Here is an 18,136-nt window from a genome sequence, read left to right on the forward strand (position 1 = left end):
AGAAGGCCACCAGCAGACGGTCACTGAACATTAGTGCATGGATGCTTTGCTATGGTGATTATTGACAATACATAACATTTCGACTTGATAACAACGATGCTAAAACTGATAGCTGTAGTTAACGCTGGCAAACCAAAGCCACGGATTTTTATACTCACCGGCATAGATATCAGATTTAACGCTGGATGACTGCATATGCAAATACTCAACGGCTACCCCGATATTACTGGCTGGGGTAATCTGGTACTGAGCTCCGGTGGCAAATCGCCATTCATCCCCGGTCGGTAACGAAAGCGCGGCATTACTTTGTGTTTTGTACGGTGAACTGTCAAATGCGACCCCGGCATTAATTCGCCACTGCTCATCGGGATGATATTGCACACCCACCGCCGTATGCCATGTATCTTTCAGCCTATTATCACGATCGTCAGGTTGACCATTTATTGTAACCTGAGGGCTACCAAACTGACTCCAGTCCTGCCAGCCAAGATCCCCCATCACTGACCATCTTCGGTTAATATCGTGAACCACGCTAACCATTACCTGCTGTGGCGCGCGGACCTGGGCGGAAATCGGCAGGTCATAGCCAATATTAGGTAGATGTGGGAAACGCGCTTTGCCGTCAATATTGAAATGATAATCAGTCTTGCTGCTCCAGGTTATGCCCGCCCGTGTTTTGTCATTTAAATCCATCAATAAGCCAAGGCGGTAATTCATCGCCCAGTCATGATCGCTTTGTTTTTCATCGTGGCCGTCGACATTTCTTTTTAAAGACAGAAAACCGTAGTTCAAACCCGCAGCAGCACCAACCGACACCTTGTCACTCAGTTTCCATGCAACGCCTGGACTCAGCGTCATCGCAACCAGGGTGCTTTGTTTAATCAACCGATCCCCGGCCCAGTTGCCAAAATCGATACCCAACCCATAGTTGCCATATAATCCCAGCCCGGCTGAAACGGTATCGCTCAGGCGTTGCGCATAAAACATACTGGAATTGGGGAACAGCGTCATTACGTTCCCCGGACTTTGCCTTTCGTCAGCGCTATTGTTCAGCGTATAGGGAATATCTCCCCCCATCGCCTGCAACCCTCCGGTGACCATATGGTCAGACAGACGGGTCATTCCCGCTGGGTTCGTTAATAGCGTTGAGGCATCCTGAGCGCGAGCGGCCTGCCCTGCACCAGCGAGTGCTGTATCCTCCGTTCCGACTTCATAAAAATAGAGCGTACTGGCGTTACCGAACGCCGAAAAGAGCATTCCGGAAAGAAGAATTATATTTTTTTTCATTGTATTACCTGTCTGGATGGGAACTTAACAAAACGTAGGCCAGTTATCACACAGTATTGATTTACGCTAATAGCTTAATCAGGCCTCTGGAATGATGTCGCGTTAAGTTTCATCCAATATTAAATTTATAATCTGCCTCTGCTCTCTTAAATATCGCCTTAATGAGAATTCTTCTTAATAAGAAATTTGGCATTAATTCAAATGTAAAGAAATGAAAATTTAATGTTTTCATAAAAAAGTATGAGTGAAGTCGGCAACGGAAAAACCATAGTTATGATCATCACATAAATGTAATCTGAGTTTAAAAAAACCTACACATTCATTGCTTGAGAAGACCTCGTCTTCTCAAAACTTCGCGCCCCGAATATGCCTTTAATTTCAATAAGGCACGGTTAGCATCGGTCACTAAAACCCAATTCATAAGTGAGGTGAATATCTTATTGGTCTGGTTAAATATCTGGAGAATAACACCAACCCGGTCGTGGATATCGTTTGTGTTTTAAAATACGGAGCTTAATCATGTACTAACAATCAGATATCTGATGCGACTCATTCTTCTGTCAGCTTTTGTAAGCAGAAGAAAAGAGTGATGATAGCTAATACAGGTAAAGATAGGGGTAATGACTTATGGCCTCACAATATGACTTTACTGTCACTCTGCACGATCTGGCTTTTATTCTTAAGCAGATCAAAATATCCGAAGCGGCAACTAACGCGGATGGTAGCGTTAATGATGAAATGCTTCGAGAATTAGTCTCCAGTCCGCTATTACCTTATGGCCTTCGTACGGTGGATGGTTCATGGAATAACCTTTTACCGGGTCAAGAGTTATACGGCTCAGCCGACCAGACTATGCCAAGATTAACCGCATTAAACTGGCAAGACGCGGATGAAATGACCAGTTATATCCAAATTGGCGGGATGGTTATTGATGCTGACCCGCGAATTATCAGTAACTTAATTTCGGACCAGACGGCTTCAAACCCGGCGGCTCTGGAGGTATTCAACGCATTAAAAGATGCGCCTGGCGGCGGTACTATTACAGGAGAAGGCAGCTTATCTATTCCCAACCAGTCTCCGGATATTGGACTTTCCCCCGCTTTTAACGGCTGGATGACCTTCTTTGGTCAGTTTTTCGACCACGGTCTGGATTTGATACCGAAAGGTGGCAACGGTATTGTTTTCATTCCGCTACAGCCAGACGACCCTTTATATGTTGAGGGGTCGGATACAAACTTTATGCTATTAACCCGGGCGACGGTCAACGAAAACAGAGAGACGGTAAACCTGACAACCCCTTTCATTGATCAAAACCAGACCTACACCTCCCACCCTTCACATCAGATTTTCATCCGCGAATACGTAATTATTGACGGTAAACCCGAGCCAACGGGAAATCTGTTAGGCGGCGCTAACGGAGGACTGGCGACCTGGGCTGACGTTAAAAATCAGGCTGAAACTCTACTGGGTATAAAACTCACCGATCAGGATGTTTTTAATGTTCCTCTGCTGGCAACGGACCGCTACGGTAATTTGATTTTAAGTGAAAACGGGAAGGTACAGATTGTGACCACCAATGGCCTGGTTGAAGCCAATGGCGGCCTGTTACCTGCGGAGACGTTCCGCACCGGCCACGCGTTTCTGGATGATATTGCTCATACTGCCGCGCCAAAAGCGGGCCTGCTGGCGGATGATGACAGTGCTATCGGCGGCGAAGGAGCGCAACCTGCGGGAACCTATGATAACGAACTGCTCGATCGTCACTTTATCACCGGCGATGGGCGTGGTAATGAGAACATTGGCTTAACCGCTGTGCATGCCGTTTTTCACAGCGAACATAATCGCCTGGTTGAACAGTATAAAACCACACTGCTGGAAACCGGCGACATCGACCTCATTAACCAGTGGTTGATGCCGAATCACCAAATCACTGAGATGCCTGCCAATACCAGTACTCTGGTATGGAATGGCGAGTACTTATTCCAGGCCGGTCGCTTCTCCACGGAAATGCAGTACCAGCACCTCGTGTTTGAGGAGTTTGCGCGTACCGTACAACCCGCCGTTGATCCGTTTGTCTTCTCCAACACGGCGGATACTAACCCCCTTATCTTTGCCGAGTTTGCGCACGTGGTTTACCGTTTCGGACATTCAATGCTGACAGAAACCGTGGCGCGTACCGACATTGATATGCAAAGCGGCGATATTGGCCTGATAGCCGCGTTCCTGAATCCTGTGGCATTCAATGAAATCAACGGTGCCACCGTCACTGACGACCAGGCCATCGGCGCGATTGTGCGTGGTATGACGCGTCAGGTGGGCAATGAAATTGATGAGTTTATTACCGATGCTCTGCGTAATAATCTCATCGGCCTGCCCCTTGATTTAGGCGCGCTTAATATTGCCCGTGGCCGTGATACGGCAATGCCTTCGCTGAACCAGGCTCGCGAGCAGTTTTTTGCATTAAGCGGTGATAGCCAACTGAGGCCCTATACCAGCTGGGCTGACTTTACCACCTACCTGAAAAACCCGGCCTCTATCATTAACTTTATGGCTGCTTACGGTCAGCATGAGTTAATCCTCAATGCCACCAGCCTTGAAGGTAAACGCGCGGCGGTAAACTTCCTGCTGTTTGGCGATGCCAATAACGCCCCACCTGCGGATGCAATGGATTTCTTTAATAGCACCGGGGCGTGGGCAACGAAAGAAACCGGCCTGAATATGGTCGATTTCTGGATTGGCGGACTGGCTGAGCGCAAAAATGAATTTGGCGGCATGCTGGGTTCAACCTTCAACTTTGTCTTTGAAACGCAAATGGAAATGTTGCAGGACGGCGATCGTTTCTACTACCTGAGCCGCGTTCAGGGGTTGAACTTACTCAATGAACTGGAGGCCAACTCGTTTTCCGCGCTGGTAATGCGTAACAGCGATCTTGGTGAGGAGGGTTCCTCTCACCTGCCCGCCAACCTGTTCCAGACGCCGGACCATATTTTTGAAGTGAACCGCGTGCTGCAAACGGAAATCGACCCGAAATGGGGTAATCCGCTGAAAGATCTGCTCTCGCCGTTGTTGGTGCGTCGCGACCCTGGCGCGGATGTTGACGGCGATAGCTTTGCGGACGGTGGTTATCTGAAATATACCGGTGATGGGCATGTGGTGCTTGGCGGAACGGCGGGCAACGATACGTTAATCGGCGGTAAAGGGATCGACAGCCTGTGGGGCGATGGCGGAGATGACCGACTGGACGGCGGTGACGAAGCCGATGTGGTCCACGGCGGTGACGGTGATGACATTATTACCGATACCGGTACCCCCGTTGGCGATGCTGACTTCTTGCACGGCGATGCCGGACATGACGTTATTTTCTCCGGAAATGGCAATGATTTGGTCTTTGGCGGCAGCGGCAGCGACTTCGTGGTGGTCGGTGAAGATGCGCAGGAGGTCTTCTCGGGTCAGGATAACGACTTTGCGCTTGGCGGCTCGGGTGGTGATTTCCTGATGGGCAACGAAGGCGATGACTGGCTGGAAGGCGGCGACGGGTTTGACACGCTGGCGGGTGATAACTCTGAGCTGTTCTTCAACAGTACCATTATCGGTCACGATGTCCTTAACGGTCAGGGTAACGACACCGACTACGATGGCGAAGCCGGTGACGACATCATGGTTCAGGGCGCGGGGATCCAGCGTAATAATGGTATGGCTGGTTTCGACTGGGCTATCCATAAAGGTGACCCAAATGGCGCGAACTCTGATCTTGGGATCCCCATTTTCGTTAACCAGCAGGAATTTATTCTGCGCGATCGTTTTGACCTGGTTGAGGGGCTGTCGGGCTGGAAATACGACGATATCCTGACCGGGACGGAACAGCCGATAGGCACCGCCCCGGTTCAGGGTGTTCCCCTCTCTAACAACCTGACCCAGGAAGGTGCAGACCGGATCAACGGGCTTCAGGCCATTCTCGGCGTAGAACGTTCTGCTAACCCGGACGCGGTGCTACTGAACCCTGATGATGGTAGCGATATTTTACTCGGCGGCGGCGGTAGCGACCGCATTATGGGTAAAGCCGGTAACGATATTATTGATGGCGATGCGTGGCTCAACGTGCGTATTGCCGTTACCGGTATGGCAGGACTCACCAGCGCCGAAGGCATGGCCGAACTGAAGTCGTACATGCTTGCTGGCACGCTGAAACCGAATCAACTGTCGATTGTGCGCGAAATTCTGCATGAAGGTAACGGCACGGAAACCGACGTTGCGGTGTACCGTGATGTCAGCAGCAACTATGTCTTCACCCGTATGGCTGACGGTAGCCTGCGTGTCGATCACGCTACGCCCAATGCCGCGCTGAACCTGAATGATGGCATTGATCGTTTGTTGAACATCGAAAAACTGGAGTTTGGCGATGCTCAGCAGTTGTGGGTGACGGCGCAGCAAGCGACGGGCGATCTCACCATCAGCAATCCTAACCCTTCGGTGGGCGATCTGCTGCGCGTCAACGTGGCGAATTTGCTGGACGGTAATGGGCTGGCAGCGGATGTGGCCATCACGATGACCTGGCAGGCATTCGTCAACGGCCAATGGCGGGATCAGGCAATCGGTGCGGAGTTCAGAGTGCCTGGCGCTATTCAGGGCGCGCCGCTGCGTGTGGTAGCCAGTTTTAACGACCGTATGGGTGACGCAGAAACGCTGGTGTCGGCACAAACTCAGGCAATCCTGCCGAGAAATCAGGCCACCACCGGTGCGCCGATAATTAATGACCTCACTCCGACTGAAAGTCTGACGCTGACCGCGGTGGTTTCGGGCATTGCGGACGCAGACGGTCTGAGCGGCGGTAATTTCACCTATCAATGGAGAATGAGTTCGCCAACCGGATTCGTCAACATTAACGGCGCGACATCCGCGACCTATACGCCGGGCCAGGCCATGGTCGGTCGAACGCTGCAGGTGGTGGTTACCGTCGTCGACGATGAAGGCAACCCCCCTGTTGTTCTGACCTCGACCACCACACAGCCTGTGGGCGATCTGATTGTCGGTACCAACGGCGCGAACACGATCGTCGGTACTGCATGGAGCGATATTCTGCGCGGTGAAGGTGGGAATGACACTTTGTTGGGCGGCTCAGGTGACGATCTGCTCGTGGGCGGTGCGGGTAACGACAGTCTGTCTGGTCAGGCGGGGCAAGATATCCTGCAGGGGGATGCGGGTAATGACACGCTTGATGGTGGTCTTGGCGCCGACAGTATGACCGGCGGCGCGGGCGATGATACCTACATCGTTGATGATTTCGGTGATGTGGTTATTGAAGGTGTGAATGGCGGTACTGACATTGTGCGTACCGGCCTCAGCAGCTATGACCTCACTGACAACGTGGAAGAACTGGTCTTTACCGGCAGCGGCAGCTTTATCGGTACCGGGAATGCTATTGCTAACACCATTACGGGCGGTTCCGGCAATGACTATCTGTTTGGTATGGGAGGTAATGACCAGTTGTTTGGCGGTACCGGGAATGACTTCCTCGATGGCGGAGATGGCGCTGATAACCTGCAGGGCGGAAACGGCAACGACGTCATGATTGGCGGCGCGGGCACGGATACCCTCTCCGGCGGTAGCGGCGACGATATTCTCAATGGCCAGGGGGGCAACGACATTCTTGACGGAGGGGCCGGGAGCGATATCTTCGCCTTCGGTGCTAACTTTGGGCAGGACCGGATCACCGGTTTTGACAGTAACCCCAACGGCGGCCAGGACTTCCTCGATCTCGTCTTGTTAGGCATCAACGCGGGTAATTTTGCCAGCAGCGTGTCTATCACCGGAAACAATGGCAACACCATTGTGACTATCGGCACTGACACCATCACATTAGTGGGCGTCAATTCGACCACCGTGAATATTGGTGACTTTTATCTGGAAATGCCCACCACCCTTGCCAGCAACAATGGCAATAGTTCATTGATCGTATAAGGAGAAGACTATGTCGCGCCAGCATACGCCAACAGAACTGAATGATGCATTAAAAGGAACGAAACCCACTTTTCTGATGCTGCTGTTTTTTAGTTGTGTGATTAATATGCTTATGCTGGCGCCGGCAATTTATATGCTACAAGTATACGACCGCGTGCTGGTGAGTAAAAATACCACCACGCTGTTAATGCTAACCTTATTGATTGTCGGCTTGTACATCGTTATAGCCATGATTGAATCCGCCCGCGCGCAGGTCATGGTCAGGCTTGGCAACCGGCTGGATATAAAGCTAAGCCAGTTAGTCTTTAATGCGGCATTTAAAAGAAAGATGGTTACCGGTGATAATAACCCGGCGCAATCTTTAGCCGAACTGGATCAGCTCCGTCAGTTTCTTTCCGGGAATAGTCTGTTCGCCCTGCTGGATATTCCCTGGACGCCGATATATCTGTTCATCGCCTTTCTGGTCCATCCTCTGCTGGGCTATCTCTCCCTCGGTGGAATAACGTTATTATTCATTCTGACGCTGGTCTCGGAAATCGCTACCAAGCGCCCTATTCAACAAGCACACGCCTTAACGATTAACAATGCCAGTAAACTGAATAAACAGCTACAAAACTCCGATGCCATTGAGGCGATGGGAATGCTCTCAACCCTGAAGTCCAACTGGCAGGAACAGCATAACAAAGTGCTGGCGTTACAAACGCTGATTGCCGACAAAACGGCCGGGTTAAGCAGTCTCAGCCGCTTTGTGCGGGTGTTGCTGCAGTCGATTGCGCTGGGCGCCGGGGCTTTACTGGTGATCGGCGGCCATATTACCCCGGGCCTGATGATTGCCGCGTCGATTATTCTTGGCCGCGTCCTCAACCCGGTAGAACAGGTGATCGGCAGTTGGAAGCAGTTTGTGCAGTTTCGTAGCGCCTGGCACCAGCTCTCTGACCTGCTGAAAGAGTATCCGGCACCGAAAGAGGTGCTGACCCTGCCTCGTCCGAACGGCAACATCAGCGTTGAAGGTGTTTTTGCTGCGGCTCCCGGTCAGTCTTCCCCACTATTGCGTAATATCTCATTCCAGTTGGAACAAGGCGAAGTGCTGGGGATTATCGGTCCCTCTGCCTCAGGGAAGACATCGCTGGCCAAGGTTTTGGTTGGCGTCTGGAAGCCGTTATCAGGAAAGGTCAGATTAGACGGGGCGGATATTTGTCAGTGGGATAAAGCACTGCTGGGTCCGTCCATTGGCTATCTGCCGCAGGATGTTGAACTGTTTGACGGCACCATCGCGCAAAACATTGCCCGTTTCACCACAAATGACAGTGAGCTTATCGTCGCTGCCGCCCTGCTGGCCGGCGTACATGAGATGATTCTGCGTTTGCCGCAAGGATACGACACACCGCTTGGCGCAGGTGGGTACCAGCTCTCCGGCGGGCAGCGACAGCGTATCGGGCTGGCTCGCGCCGTTTACAACAACCCTGCGTTTATCGTGCTTGATGAACCGAATGCCAATCTTGACGACGCGGGGGAATTCGCACTCATTAAAGCCATCAATACCCTGCGCACGCAGGGACAAACTACCGTCATTATCTCGCACCGACCCACGCTGCTCGGCGTGGTCAATAAAGTTTTGCTGCTTAACGATGGCGCTATACAGGAGTTTGGCACCCGCGATCAGGTTTTTGCCCATTTGCGTCAGGCCAACGTACTGAAACCGGTGGCTACGCCTTCTCCATCCACTACTGAACAGCAACGTGAGGCCTGATGATGAAAAAGAATCCCCACAACGCGGCCTCCGCTGGCGTAGATACCAATATCTGGTCGCCGATTATTCGGGGCGTGATCGTCATTATGCTGGGTGTCGGCAGCTTTATCCTCTGGGCGGTACAAGCACCGTTAGATGCGGGCGTGGTCGCCGATGGCACGGTAACCGTATCGAGTAACCGCAAAACTATTCAGCACCTGAGTGGCGGTCGGGTAACGGATATCTTTATCAAAGAAGGCGACCTGGTGAAGAAAAACCAGGTTCTCGTCCGGCTGGATAAAATGCAGCTCGAAATGCGTTTCAGCGCCTTAAATGCCCAGTATATTTCTGCTAAAAGTATTGAAGACCGCCTGCTGGCAGAACGCGATGGTCTGGAAACAATCGGCTTTAATACGACGTTGACGCAGCAGTTCTCCGGCAATAAACGGCTGGCGGAAGTGAGAAATCTGCAAGCTAAACTTTTCGATACGCGCCGCAAGACCATTCAGGACGAACTGTCGATGATTCAGGAGACGCTCGATGGCCTGGTGGGACAAACGGATAATCTTTATAAAATAAAAGGCTATCGCGACCGCCAGTTCAATCTGATTAACAGGGAACTGGGTGCTATTCGCGCACTGAGTGAAAAGAACTATTACCCCAAAGCGCAGTTACTGGTGCTTGAGCGCGAAGCAGCAGAAATATCCAGCAGCGTTTCAGAAGATATACTTAATATTGCAAAACTGAAATCCCAGCAGAATGAATTAAAAATTAAAGCCTACCAGGTGCGTCATCAATATTTACGTGAAGTTGAGTCTGAACTGACCGAAAACCAAAAAGAGGTGGCAATGTTGGAGGATGAACTGGTATCCACGCGTCATGAACTGGATAACACCGAGATCCGCTCGCCGATTAACGGCATCGTGCTGGATGTTAAAGTCAGTACCGTTGGCGGCGTCATCCAGCCTGGAGAACATTTAATGGATATCGTTGCCGCCGGGCAACCGATGCAAATCGATGCCAAAATACCGGTGCACGCCATTGATAAACTGGTCCCCGGTTTAACCGTTGATGTGCTATTCCCTGCCCTTAACCACGCGCTGTTACCGTCGGTCCCGGCCCGGGTTCTCACCATCTCGGCGGATCGTTTAATTGATGAGGCCACACAGCAGCCTTACTACCTTGCTGAAGTACAGGTTTCAGCAGAGGGCGCGCGTTTGCTGGGTGATTACAAAATTAAAGCGGGAATGCCCGCCAGCGTGACGATCAAGACCGGTGAACGAACCCTGATGAGTTACCTGTTTAAACCGTTGATTGCCCGTCTGGAACTGGCCTTTAAAGAGTATTGATCCATCCATTGCCGGTTGGGTGCTCGTCTTGTGGCGCCATGCCGGTTTCTGCCATTGCTGGCAGCTTTGCTTTCTTGTAACCTTCTTCCCGTAAAATCTGGAACCACTGAACTGGACTTCATATGAATGCTCATATTTCTAAAGACCCATTACATGGCGTAACGCTTGAAATGCAGGTCAATGCCCTGGTTGATCGTTATGGTTGGGCTGAACTGGCGCAACGCATTAATATCAACTGCTTTAAAAATGAACCGAGCGTTAAATCCAGTCTGAAGTTTTTGCGCCGTACGCCGTGGGCGCGGGCAGAAGTCGAAGCGCTGTACCTTGATTCGCTGCATGACCAGGTCTCAAACACCCCCCCCGAACCGGCCTTCGACCCATGGGCTAACAGCCGCAACAAGAAGAATTAAGAGCAAAATCTGATGTCAGCATCCGGTTTTATTTCAGGAAATTATCAGAAAAAACTGGCGAATGTTCTCGCCCGTTCCCGCGCCAGGCTGCCGCTAACCAACATGAAGTGGTTCGCGCTGCTGGTAGGCAGTATGTTGCTACTGGGCAGTTGTTCATCGCAACCGCCCGGCTCCAGAGTTACGCCACAGCCTCCGGTGAGTAAACCACAGCAAAGCAAGGAGCCGGTGCGTGGTATCTGGCTGGCAACGGTTTCGCGTCTGGACTGGCCGCCGATTTCATCTGTCAACATCAGTTCGCCTGCCGCTCGCATCAGCCAGCAGCAAAAAGCGCTGACGGACAAGCTGGACAACCTGAAGCGGCTTGGTATTAACACCGTTTTTTTCCAGGTGAAACCTGATGCCACCGCGTTGTGGCAGTCTAAAATCTTGCCATGGTCAGATACCCTGACCGGTAGGATTGGTCAGGATCCGGGTTACGATCCGCTCCAGTTTATGCTCGATGAAGCGCATAAACGCGGCATGAAAGTCCATGCCTGGTTTAACCCCTACCGTGTGTCCGTGAACACCAGGCCTTCGACGGTCACCGAACTAAACAATACCCTGACGCAGACGCCCTCCAGCGTTTATGTCCTGCACCGGGACTGGATCCGCACCTCGGGTGAGCGTTTTGTGTTAGATCCCGGTATTCCCGAAGTGCGTGACTGGATAACCAGCATCGTGGCTGAAGTCGTTGAGAATTACCCGGTTGACGGCGTGCAGTTTGATGATTACTTCTATACCGAGTCTCCCGGATCTGCGCTCAACGACACTCAGACCTTCAGAAGATACGGCCAGGGATTCGCTTCCAAAGCGGACTGGCGGCGGGATAACACGCAACGTCTGATCGCTCAGGTTTCGCGAACCATCAAGAAACTCAAACCTGAAGTCGAGTTTGGCGTCAGTCCTGCGGGCGTGTGGCGCAACCGTTCGCACGATCCGGCAGGTTCCGACACGCGCGGTGCGGCAGCGTATGATGAATCGTATGCTGACACCCGTCGTTGGGTGCAACTAGGTCTGCTGGACTACATCGCTCCGCAGCTGTACTGGCCTTTTGCCCGCGACGCGGCGCGCTACGATGTACTGGCAAAATGGTGGGCTGATGTCGTCAAATCAACCAACACCCGCCTGTATATTGGGGTGGCGCTGTATAAAGTCGGCGAACCGTCGCGAAAAGAGCCGGACTGGACGGTCAAAGGCGGCGTACCGGAGCTGAAAAAACAGCTCGATCTGAACGAGTCTGAACCGCACATTAATGGCACAATTCTGTTTCGCGAAGATTACCTTAATCAGCCGCAAACGCAGGAAGCCGTGACCTACATTCGCAATCGTTGGGGGCGCTAATGGTTGTCCTGACCGCGAAGCCTGAGCCAGACGCTCACGTAGCGGCTAAATTTCCCCACAAAAACACCGGCGAAGATGCCGCCAGTAATGATAGCCATGGCACTCATTGCGGGCTGGCGTAAAACGTCGGGGGAAACGGCGTTAAGTACGCCAAGTACGTACTTAACGCTGAATGCCAGCAGCATAAACGGCAATGCGGAATAGTCCGCCGGACGGTGAATACTCCGCGGTGCGCTACCTCGACTCAAACGGCTGGGGTTAATCAACATGTAGCCAATTATCGCGCCACTGATAATACCTATTACCCACTGTATATAGGTAATGAGGGTCGGATCACGATAAGTGATTAAATCGTAGATATCCCAGAACAGAAAAATAGCGGGGATTAGCGCCAGTTTTTCCAGCGTGACGGTGGCGGGCGTTCTGGCTTTAATCCCCCGGTAAAGCAGAAAGACAAACAACAGATACACCCAAACTGGTGTGTGTTGCAGCATACCCAAGACAAATTCAGCCATAACATTGCCCCGCTCAGCTTTAATTCTCCGGTAAGTGTAGCGGCTATATCTGCGTCACCGGGACATTAACCGGCGGACATTATCATTAATTTGTTTCTGTATCGTATTCAGCGTGGATTGCGTTATCTGATCGGGATATTTATCCCTGGCGACAGCGCTCAATCCTGTGGCAGAGTGACAGACCTTTTCGATTATGCCGTTCACATGATCAGCAGATAACTCAGCTTCCTGAACGCCTAGCGACAGAAGGTGCTTTCTTTCGATATCCAGCGCCTCTCCCAGTACGTCCATTTGGTGATATCCACCAGGCCCTTCACACCAGGTGACGTCGTAGGCCGGAGCCAGAGTCCAGTTTCCATCGGCTGACATTAAATAGGCAAAATTCTTCGGATGATCGTCGCGATTGTTAAATGCCACGTTGAAAACCACGCGTTCGAACGCTTTTGCCTTTTCTCTGACATCATTGGTACAAATCTGCGTAGCGCGCAGAAAATCCCGGTAGTCTAAAGCGCCGGGTATCTGGTAATTTGCCCCGGTAAGTGCCGCCAGGCTCTGCATAGGAATACGTATCGACTGGTCACGGTCGAAACGGCGAGTGGCAAATGCAGCCTGTCCGCCGGGCAGATTAAAATACGCCGTGTCTGGCGTGGTGATCCCACATTGGCGCAAGCATTCAGCATAAACCGCTTCGATGGCACATACCTCAGCATGCTCATGCCTGGCGGGAAATTTAATCAGCCAGCTTTCGCTCCCGGGTAGCGGCGCCGTGGTGAATTTAGACGTGACAGTGTCACGATAAAGTAGCGCCTTAGGCCTTGCTCCCTGTGGCGAACCGCCCATCTGGAGTAGTTTTTGCAAGAATTCCCCGCCTTCCCCGCTCAGGACTTCCTGAACCTCCGCGGCCAGTTGTGCGAGAGGAACATCCTCTTTTGACAGCGTCTCGACATCTGACTGAACGGGCTGGAATGTCATGGCGCCCATCGCGTTGTTGCCGACCCAGGTTAAGCGCTCCAATGGACCGATGCGTGCTGCGTTGAGCCCGCGGCGTTTAAATAGTCGGTCCATCAGCAGCATACCCCAGCCATCAGGTAGCGAATCATAGACCGGCCCAGGTAATCCCAACTGATGAGCCGGGAAATCCCTGCGTAAACGGGGACCGTTTAGCGGTAACATCAGTCGGGACAGTTCCAGCCCCTTACGTAAGGCCTCTTCACTGTATTCAAAGGCGATCAACGGACGTCCGGTCAGGGCTGTGGAAGACACCAGTTTGCCCCACAGCCATTTCTCACCCCAGCCTTCATAGAAGACATCAACTTGCTCAGGCATCAGAATTTTTCCTTTTGATCCGCTGACGTGCCGCGCTCTTTTCGTAACGCAAAATATCATCGAGACTATCAATCCTGGGTTTGAATAACCCCTCCAGCGCATCGCCATAGCCTAACACCATCGCGACTTTGACCAGATTCTCAAATCCTACATTTTTCCCCGCTTCCAGATTTGAAACGGTATTCACACCGACCCCTGAACGCGCGGCAACATCAGCTTGCGTCATTTGCCGGGCGAGTCGTTCTTTACGCAACCTGTCGCAAAGTAGTTTGACGATATCGGCTGCAGTATTTAGCGTTAAATCCATAATATTGGCTCTTATTGGGATAAAAACGACTTTACACCCAATATTATAGAGTTAAGCGGGGAATGATTCAAAGCCTTATAAGGCACAATAAAAGGGAGTTAAACCGGAAAATCTTGCTTAAGGGCCATTATACTGGAGTTATCCGGGTACATTGCCTGTACCCGGATAGGGTGTGGTTATCCGGCAACGCCAGGCTCAGGTAATCTGAAGGATGAGACCAGCAGTGCCAACTGTTCCGCCTCCTCTTTCAGCGCCTGCGTCCGTGCTGCGGCATCATCAATTAATGAGGCGTTTTGCTGAACGGTGCTGTCCATTTCGGTAACGGCCAGTGTAACTTCGGAAACGCCCTTACGTTGTTCTTCACCCGCAACGCGTATTTCCCCCATCAACTGGCGCACCTGACGCACATTGCTCACCAGTTCTCCCAGACGTTCGCCGGCAGTGTGGATTTGCTGACTTCCGCTACCTACATGAGAAACGGATTCATCAATCAACGCTTTAATTTCCTGGGCAGCAGTGGCACTGCGCTGAGCCAGCGTGCGCACTTCTGAGGCCACGACGGCAAACCCTCTGCCAGCATCACCCGCTCTGGCGGCTTCAACCGCGGCATTCAGGGCGAGAATATTGGTCTGGAACGCAATGCTGTCGATGACCGCGACAATTTCCACCATTCTGCCGGATGAGGCGCTGACGTTATCCATCGTAGAGATCACGCCCTGCATCACATCGCCGCAACGGTTTGCCGTTTGCGCGGTACTGTCGGATAGCTCATCCGCCAGTTGTGTGTTACTGGCATTTTGATGAACGGTCGCATTTAACTGCTCCATAGCCGCCGAACTCTCTTCCAGAGCAGCAGCCTGCTGCGTTACGCGAGATGAAAGCTCCATATTACTGTCAGCCAGGCTAACGGCGTTATTCGCCACCACTGTGCTACTGCTTCTGACGGTGATCAGAATGGCTGAGATTTTATCGACGAACAGGTTAAACGCCTCGGCAATAGCAGAGATCTCATCTTTGCCGCGAACATCCAGACGACGGGTAAGATCGCCTTCGCCCTGCGCGATGTCATCAAGAGCCTGACGGGTATCATCGAGACGTGAAATCAGTCGGCGAACCACCAGCCAGGATCCCACCAGCAACAACGTCATTATCGGGATTAATACTTCCAGGACGTCCTGCATCATTACTTTGGCAAGGCCGACGATACGCGACTCAGGTGTCACCAGACCGACAACCCAACCGGTATCCGCCATCGGGAACAGCATTACCCGTGACGCCGTATTCAGAACGTTGTCGTTTGCAAGCGTAATCGTCTTCACCCCATCGGCCGGGCGCAGAGATTTCAGCCCCTTTTCCACCGGGATAAGCCATTGCGCGCTTTGCGCCAGATCGTTAATGGTTTTATATTTTGCCAGGTCGGCCTGCGGGAAATAGAGAATTTGTCCCTGCTTGTCTACCACAAACGCGTAGCCGCCGGTGCTGTTGCCCTGCTGCTGCATGAAAGTAGCGACATTATCCAGGCGAATGTCGGTGGTGGCGACCCCGGCAAACTTGCCCGCCAGTTGATAAGGCACGCTGCATGTCACCATGTTGACGCCAGAACTGGCATCCTGGTAAACATCAGACCATAGGCAGTTGTTTTGTGATTGCCCTTTGGCGTGCTGATACCAGCTTTCATTGTGGTATCCGCTTGATCCTTCGACATTGTAGTCGTTGGAATACACCAGTTTTCCTTCAGCATTACGCGCCCAGAAAAAGCTTCTTTTCTCTACACCAGCGGTGAATGCATCAGGTTCTGGCCAGATGCCGCCGCCGGTGATAATCGAGTCTTTACCTTCACCAATCAGATGTGGAACGACGTTTTGGTACAGAGATTCATCATTTGGCAGCACCTCAGCCAGCCGTGACAGGCTGACGGTCTCGCCTTCAATTCTGGACAATACGGTACTCAATTGACGGGTTAAACCTTGCCCTGTTTCTTCGATCAGGGCGGTGTTGATTTCAACGACGCGCGGCTGACCACGCCAGAGCATAATCACCACTATCACAAGGCTCGTGACTACAAGCAGCAGAATGCCGCCGATGGTTAAACGCGTTGAAATACGAGTAGGATACCAGGCCATACAAACTCCTTCTGCAAAAGGCTAACTTTTATCCAGTATCGGCACAGGAGTTTATATCTTTATAAAGTTTTCTTAAGTATTACAAAACAAATAAGTGACGTTGTCACGAATAGCAAAACCCAGCACTCTGGCTGGGTTTTAATAACAACTTAATCTTATTTGGATAATTCTTTTTTGATTTCGTCTTTTATTTTGCTTAATTCACTCTGAGGATGTTTTTTACAAAGTTCAACGGTCAGGGGAACAGCAGTCGTCACGGTTTCGTTATAGTCTACGTAATCGCCACCTTTGAAGTCTTCGTCTTCATTGAGCACCCAGAAAGCCACCGGAGCCATAGTTTGCGGGTTCAAATCAATAAACTCCTGGCAGCTCATGCCTTTCGGAGTCACTTCAGTTTTAGCGTTATCAGTTGCTGCATTGACGCTGACACTGGTTAACAGCGCTGCGACCAGAATACCAGCTGTAGAAAGAGAAAATTTATTCATTGTAGAACTCCATTTATAATATAAATAATATCTACACTTGCGCTTCAAACCGTTAATGTAGTTCGCAAAAATAATACCCCTACCATCATGAGAATAAAGATTGCCGCCATGGATATAGCTGAAATTTATATTTCACATTACTGATTCTGATGTTTGGGCGTAAAACGTGGCCACAATGTGATCGTTCCGACGAAATCAACAGAATCCTGCCCCGCTCCCCCTGCCGTTGCACCAAAACTGAACTACGCTGCACAAATGTTGATCATTAGTTAACGAATATGAGTTTGTTTTAACAAAAACAGCCAGTGTGCCGCTGTTACCGACCTGGCACGCGTCCTGCATTGTTAATTTGCTAACAGTGAACCGTAATCTGACAGACAACTAACAGCGAGAAGGTAATGACAGCGAAACCTGAGTTATTTACCCGCATAGAGCAGACCTTTAGCCAGCTGACGCCCAGCGAAAAGCGCGTGGCCGGGTGGCTGTTAGCCCATGCTGTACAGATCCCTTTTGAAACCGCGGATGGTATCGCTAAAGCAACCGGAACCAGCGGTATTACCGTTGGACGCTATCTGCGTAAACTGGGGTTTCGCAATCTGGAAGATGCAAAAGCCAGTCTGCGAGAGCTACCCGTTGTCCCGTATCAGCCCTGGGGAATGAACGAGCGGCTGGACTCCTGGCACCAACAGCAAAGCCTGCCGGATCGCGCGCAGCAGTCGCTGTTACTGGAAATCGACGCCATTACCCACGTCTATCAACTTGCACAAGGCGAAACGTTTTTACGCATTGCGCAGCAGCTGGCGCATGCGGAAGCCGTGTATATTCTCGGGATCCAGTCCACCCGTGGGATCGCCAACGCCTTTTTTAGTCACCTGGAATACCTGCGACCTAAAGTTAGCTACTCCGAAGGGCTTTCCGGCAGTTGGGTGGAGTCGCTGAATTCGGGATTCAGCCAGCCTTACGTGGTGATCACCGATATGCGCGCCTATTCCGCTATCTCGCGACAATATTGCCGTGTCGCCACGGAACGTTGCATTCCGCTGGCGCTAATCACCGATGTGTGGTGTCCATGGGCCAGAGACTATTCTATTGATTTACTTCAGGTAAAAACCGACACCGGACATTTCTGGGACTCACTGGCGCCGGTGAGTTGTTTGTTCAATTTATTACTCTCTGCGGTGGTGGCCCAACTGGGTGACTCCCTCGCAGGACGCCTGCAAACCAATCGCCAGTTACAACAACAATTTGGTCAATTCGAACAATGAAC

At 51.5% G+C, this 18,136-nt stretch carries 12 protein-coding genes; 6 read left to right on the top strand and 6 right to left on the bottom strand.

The window, feature by feature from the left end:
• Positions 1 to 99: 99 nt before the first annotated feature.
• Entirely contained in the window at positions 100 to 1,287 is a 1,188-nt protein-coding gene (locus tag OGV77_RS15775; RefSeq protein ID WP_087050550.1) for an OmpP1/FadL family transporter, read from the bottom strand.
• 627 nt (positions 1,288 to 1,914) lie between these two features.
• On the opposite strand from OGV77_RS15775, the gene OGV77_RS15780 reads away from it, so the two are divergent.
• The 5 genes from OGV77_RS15780 to OGV77_RS15800 all read left to right on the top strand — a co-directional run bounded on the left by OGV77_RS15780 (position 1,915) and on the right by OGV77_RS15800 (position 12,113).
• On the top strand, positions 1,915 to 7,245 hold the full coding sequence (locus OGV77_RS15780) for a peroxidase family protein (RefSeq protein ID WP_087050549.1): 5,331 nt from the start codon (positions 1,915 to 1,917) through the stop codon (positions 7,243 to 7,245).
• A 10-nt stretch (positions 7,246 to 7,255) separates the two neighbouring features.
• A complete protein-coding gene (locus OGV77_RS15785; RefSeq protein WP_080625185.1) occupies positions 7,256 to 8,995 on the top strand; it encodes a type I secretion system permease/ATPase in 1,740 nt (579 codons plus the stop codon).
• Positions 8,995 to 10,323, top strand: coding sequence for an HlyD family type I secretion periplasmic adaptor subunit (locus tag OGV77_RS15790; RefSeq protein WP_170928000.1), 1,329 nt, complete (start codon positions 8,995 to 8,997; stop codon positions 10,321 to 10,323). The genes OGV77_RS15785 and OGV77_RS15790 overlap by 1 nt, the downstream gene beginning before the upstream one ends.
• Before the next feature lie 122 nt (positions 10,324 to 10,445).
• Positions 10,446 to 10,733 carry a VF530 family protein gene (locus OGV77_RS15795; protein WP_087050548.1) on the top strand — a complete coding sequence of 96 codons (288 nt, stop codon included), beginning with the start codon at positions 10,446 to 10,448 and terminating at the stop codon, positions 10,731 to 10,733.
• Between the two features lie 12 nt (positions 10,734 to 10,745).
• Entirely contained in the window at positions 10,746 to 12,113 is a 1,368-nt protein-coding gene (locus OGV77_RS15800; RefSeq protein ID WP_087050547.1) for a glycoside hydrolase family 10-like protein, read from the top strand.
• Here the strand turns inward: OGV77_RS15800 and OGV77_RS15805 are convergent.
• The 5 genes from OGV77_RS15805 to hdeB form a co-directional block, all read right to left on the bottom strand.
• The gene (locus OGV77_RS15805; RefSeq protein ID WP_075146170.1) at positions 12,110 to 12,628 is read right to left on the bottom strand and encodes a DUF6622 family protein; all 519 of its coding nucleotides are present in this window, start codon (positions 12,626 to 12,628) and stop codon (positions 12,110 to 12,112) included. The two genes, OGV77_RS15800 and OGV77_RS15805, sit on opposite strands and share 4 nt — an antisense overlap.
• 54 nt (positions 12,629 to 12,682) lie before the next feature.
• Positions 12,683 to 13,954, bottom strand: a complete 1,272-nt coding sequence (locus OGV77_RS15810) for a type II toxin-antitoxin system HipA family toxin (RefSeq protein WP_047411265.1) — start codon at positions 13,952 to 13,954, stop codon at positions 12,683 to 12,685.
• Positions 13,947 to 14,261, bottom strand: a complete 315-nt coding sequence (locus OGV77_RS15815) for a helix-turn-helix domain-containing protein (RefSeq protein ID WP_032943458.1) — start codon at positions 14,259 to 14,261, stop codon at positions 13,947 to 13,949. The genes OGV77_RS15810 and OGV77_RS15815 overlap by 8 nt, the downstream gene beginning before the upstream one ends.
• Before the next feature lie 176 nt (positions 14,262 to 14,437).
• Entirely contained in the window at positions 14,438 to 16,384 is a 1,947-nt protein-coding gene (locus OGV77_RS15820; protein WP_087050546.1) for a methyl-accepting chemotaxis protein, read from the bottom strand.
• 155 nt (positions 16,385 to 16,539) lie between these two features.
• On the bottom strand, positions 16,540 to 16,869 hold the full coding sequence (gene hdeB, locus OGV77_RS15825) for an acid-activated periplasmic chaperone HdeB (protein ID WP_043016321.1): 330 nt from the start codon (positions 16,867 to 16,869) through the stop codon (positions 16,540 to 16,542).
• Positions 16,870 to 17,267: 398 nt separating this feature from the next.
• Between hdeB and OGV77_RS15830 the strand changes: the two genes are divergently transcribed.
• Positions 17,268 to 18,134, top strand: coding sequence for a MurR/RpiR family transcriptional regulator (locus OGV77_RS15830; RefSeq protein WP_080625189.1), 867 nt, complete (start codon positions 17,268 to 17,270; stop codon positions 18,132 to 18,134).
• The last annotated feature ends 2 nt before the right edge of the window (positions 18,135 to 18,136 follow it).

The organism is Citrobacter sp. Ce129 (assembly GCF_030334545.1).
Taxonomy (GTDB): domain Bacteria; phylum Pseudomonadota; class Gammaproteobacteria; order Enterobacterales; family Enterobacteriaceae; genus Citrobacter; species Citrobacter europaeus.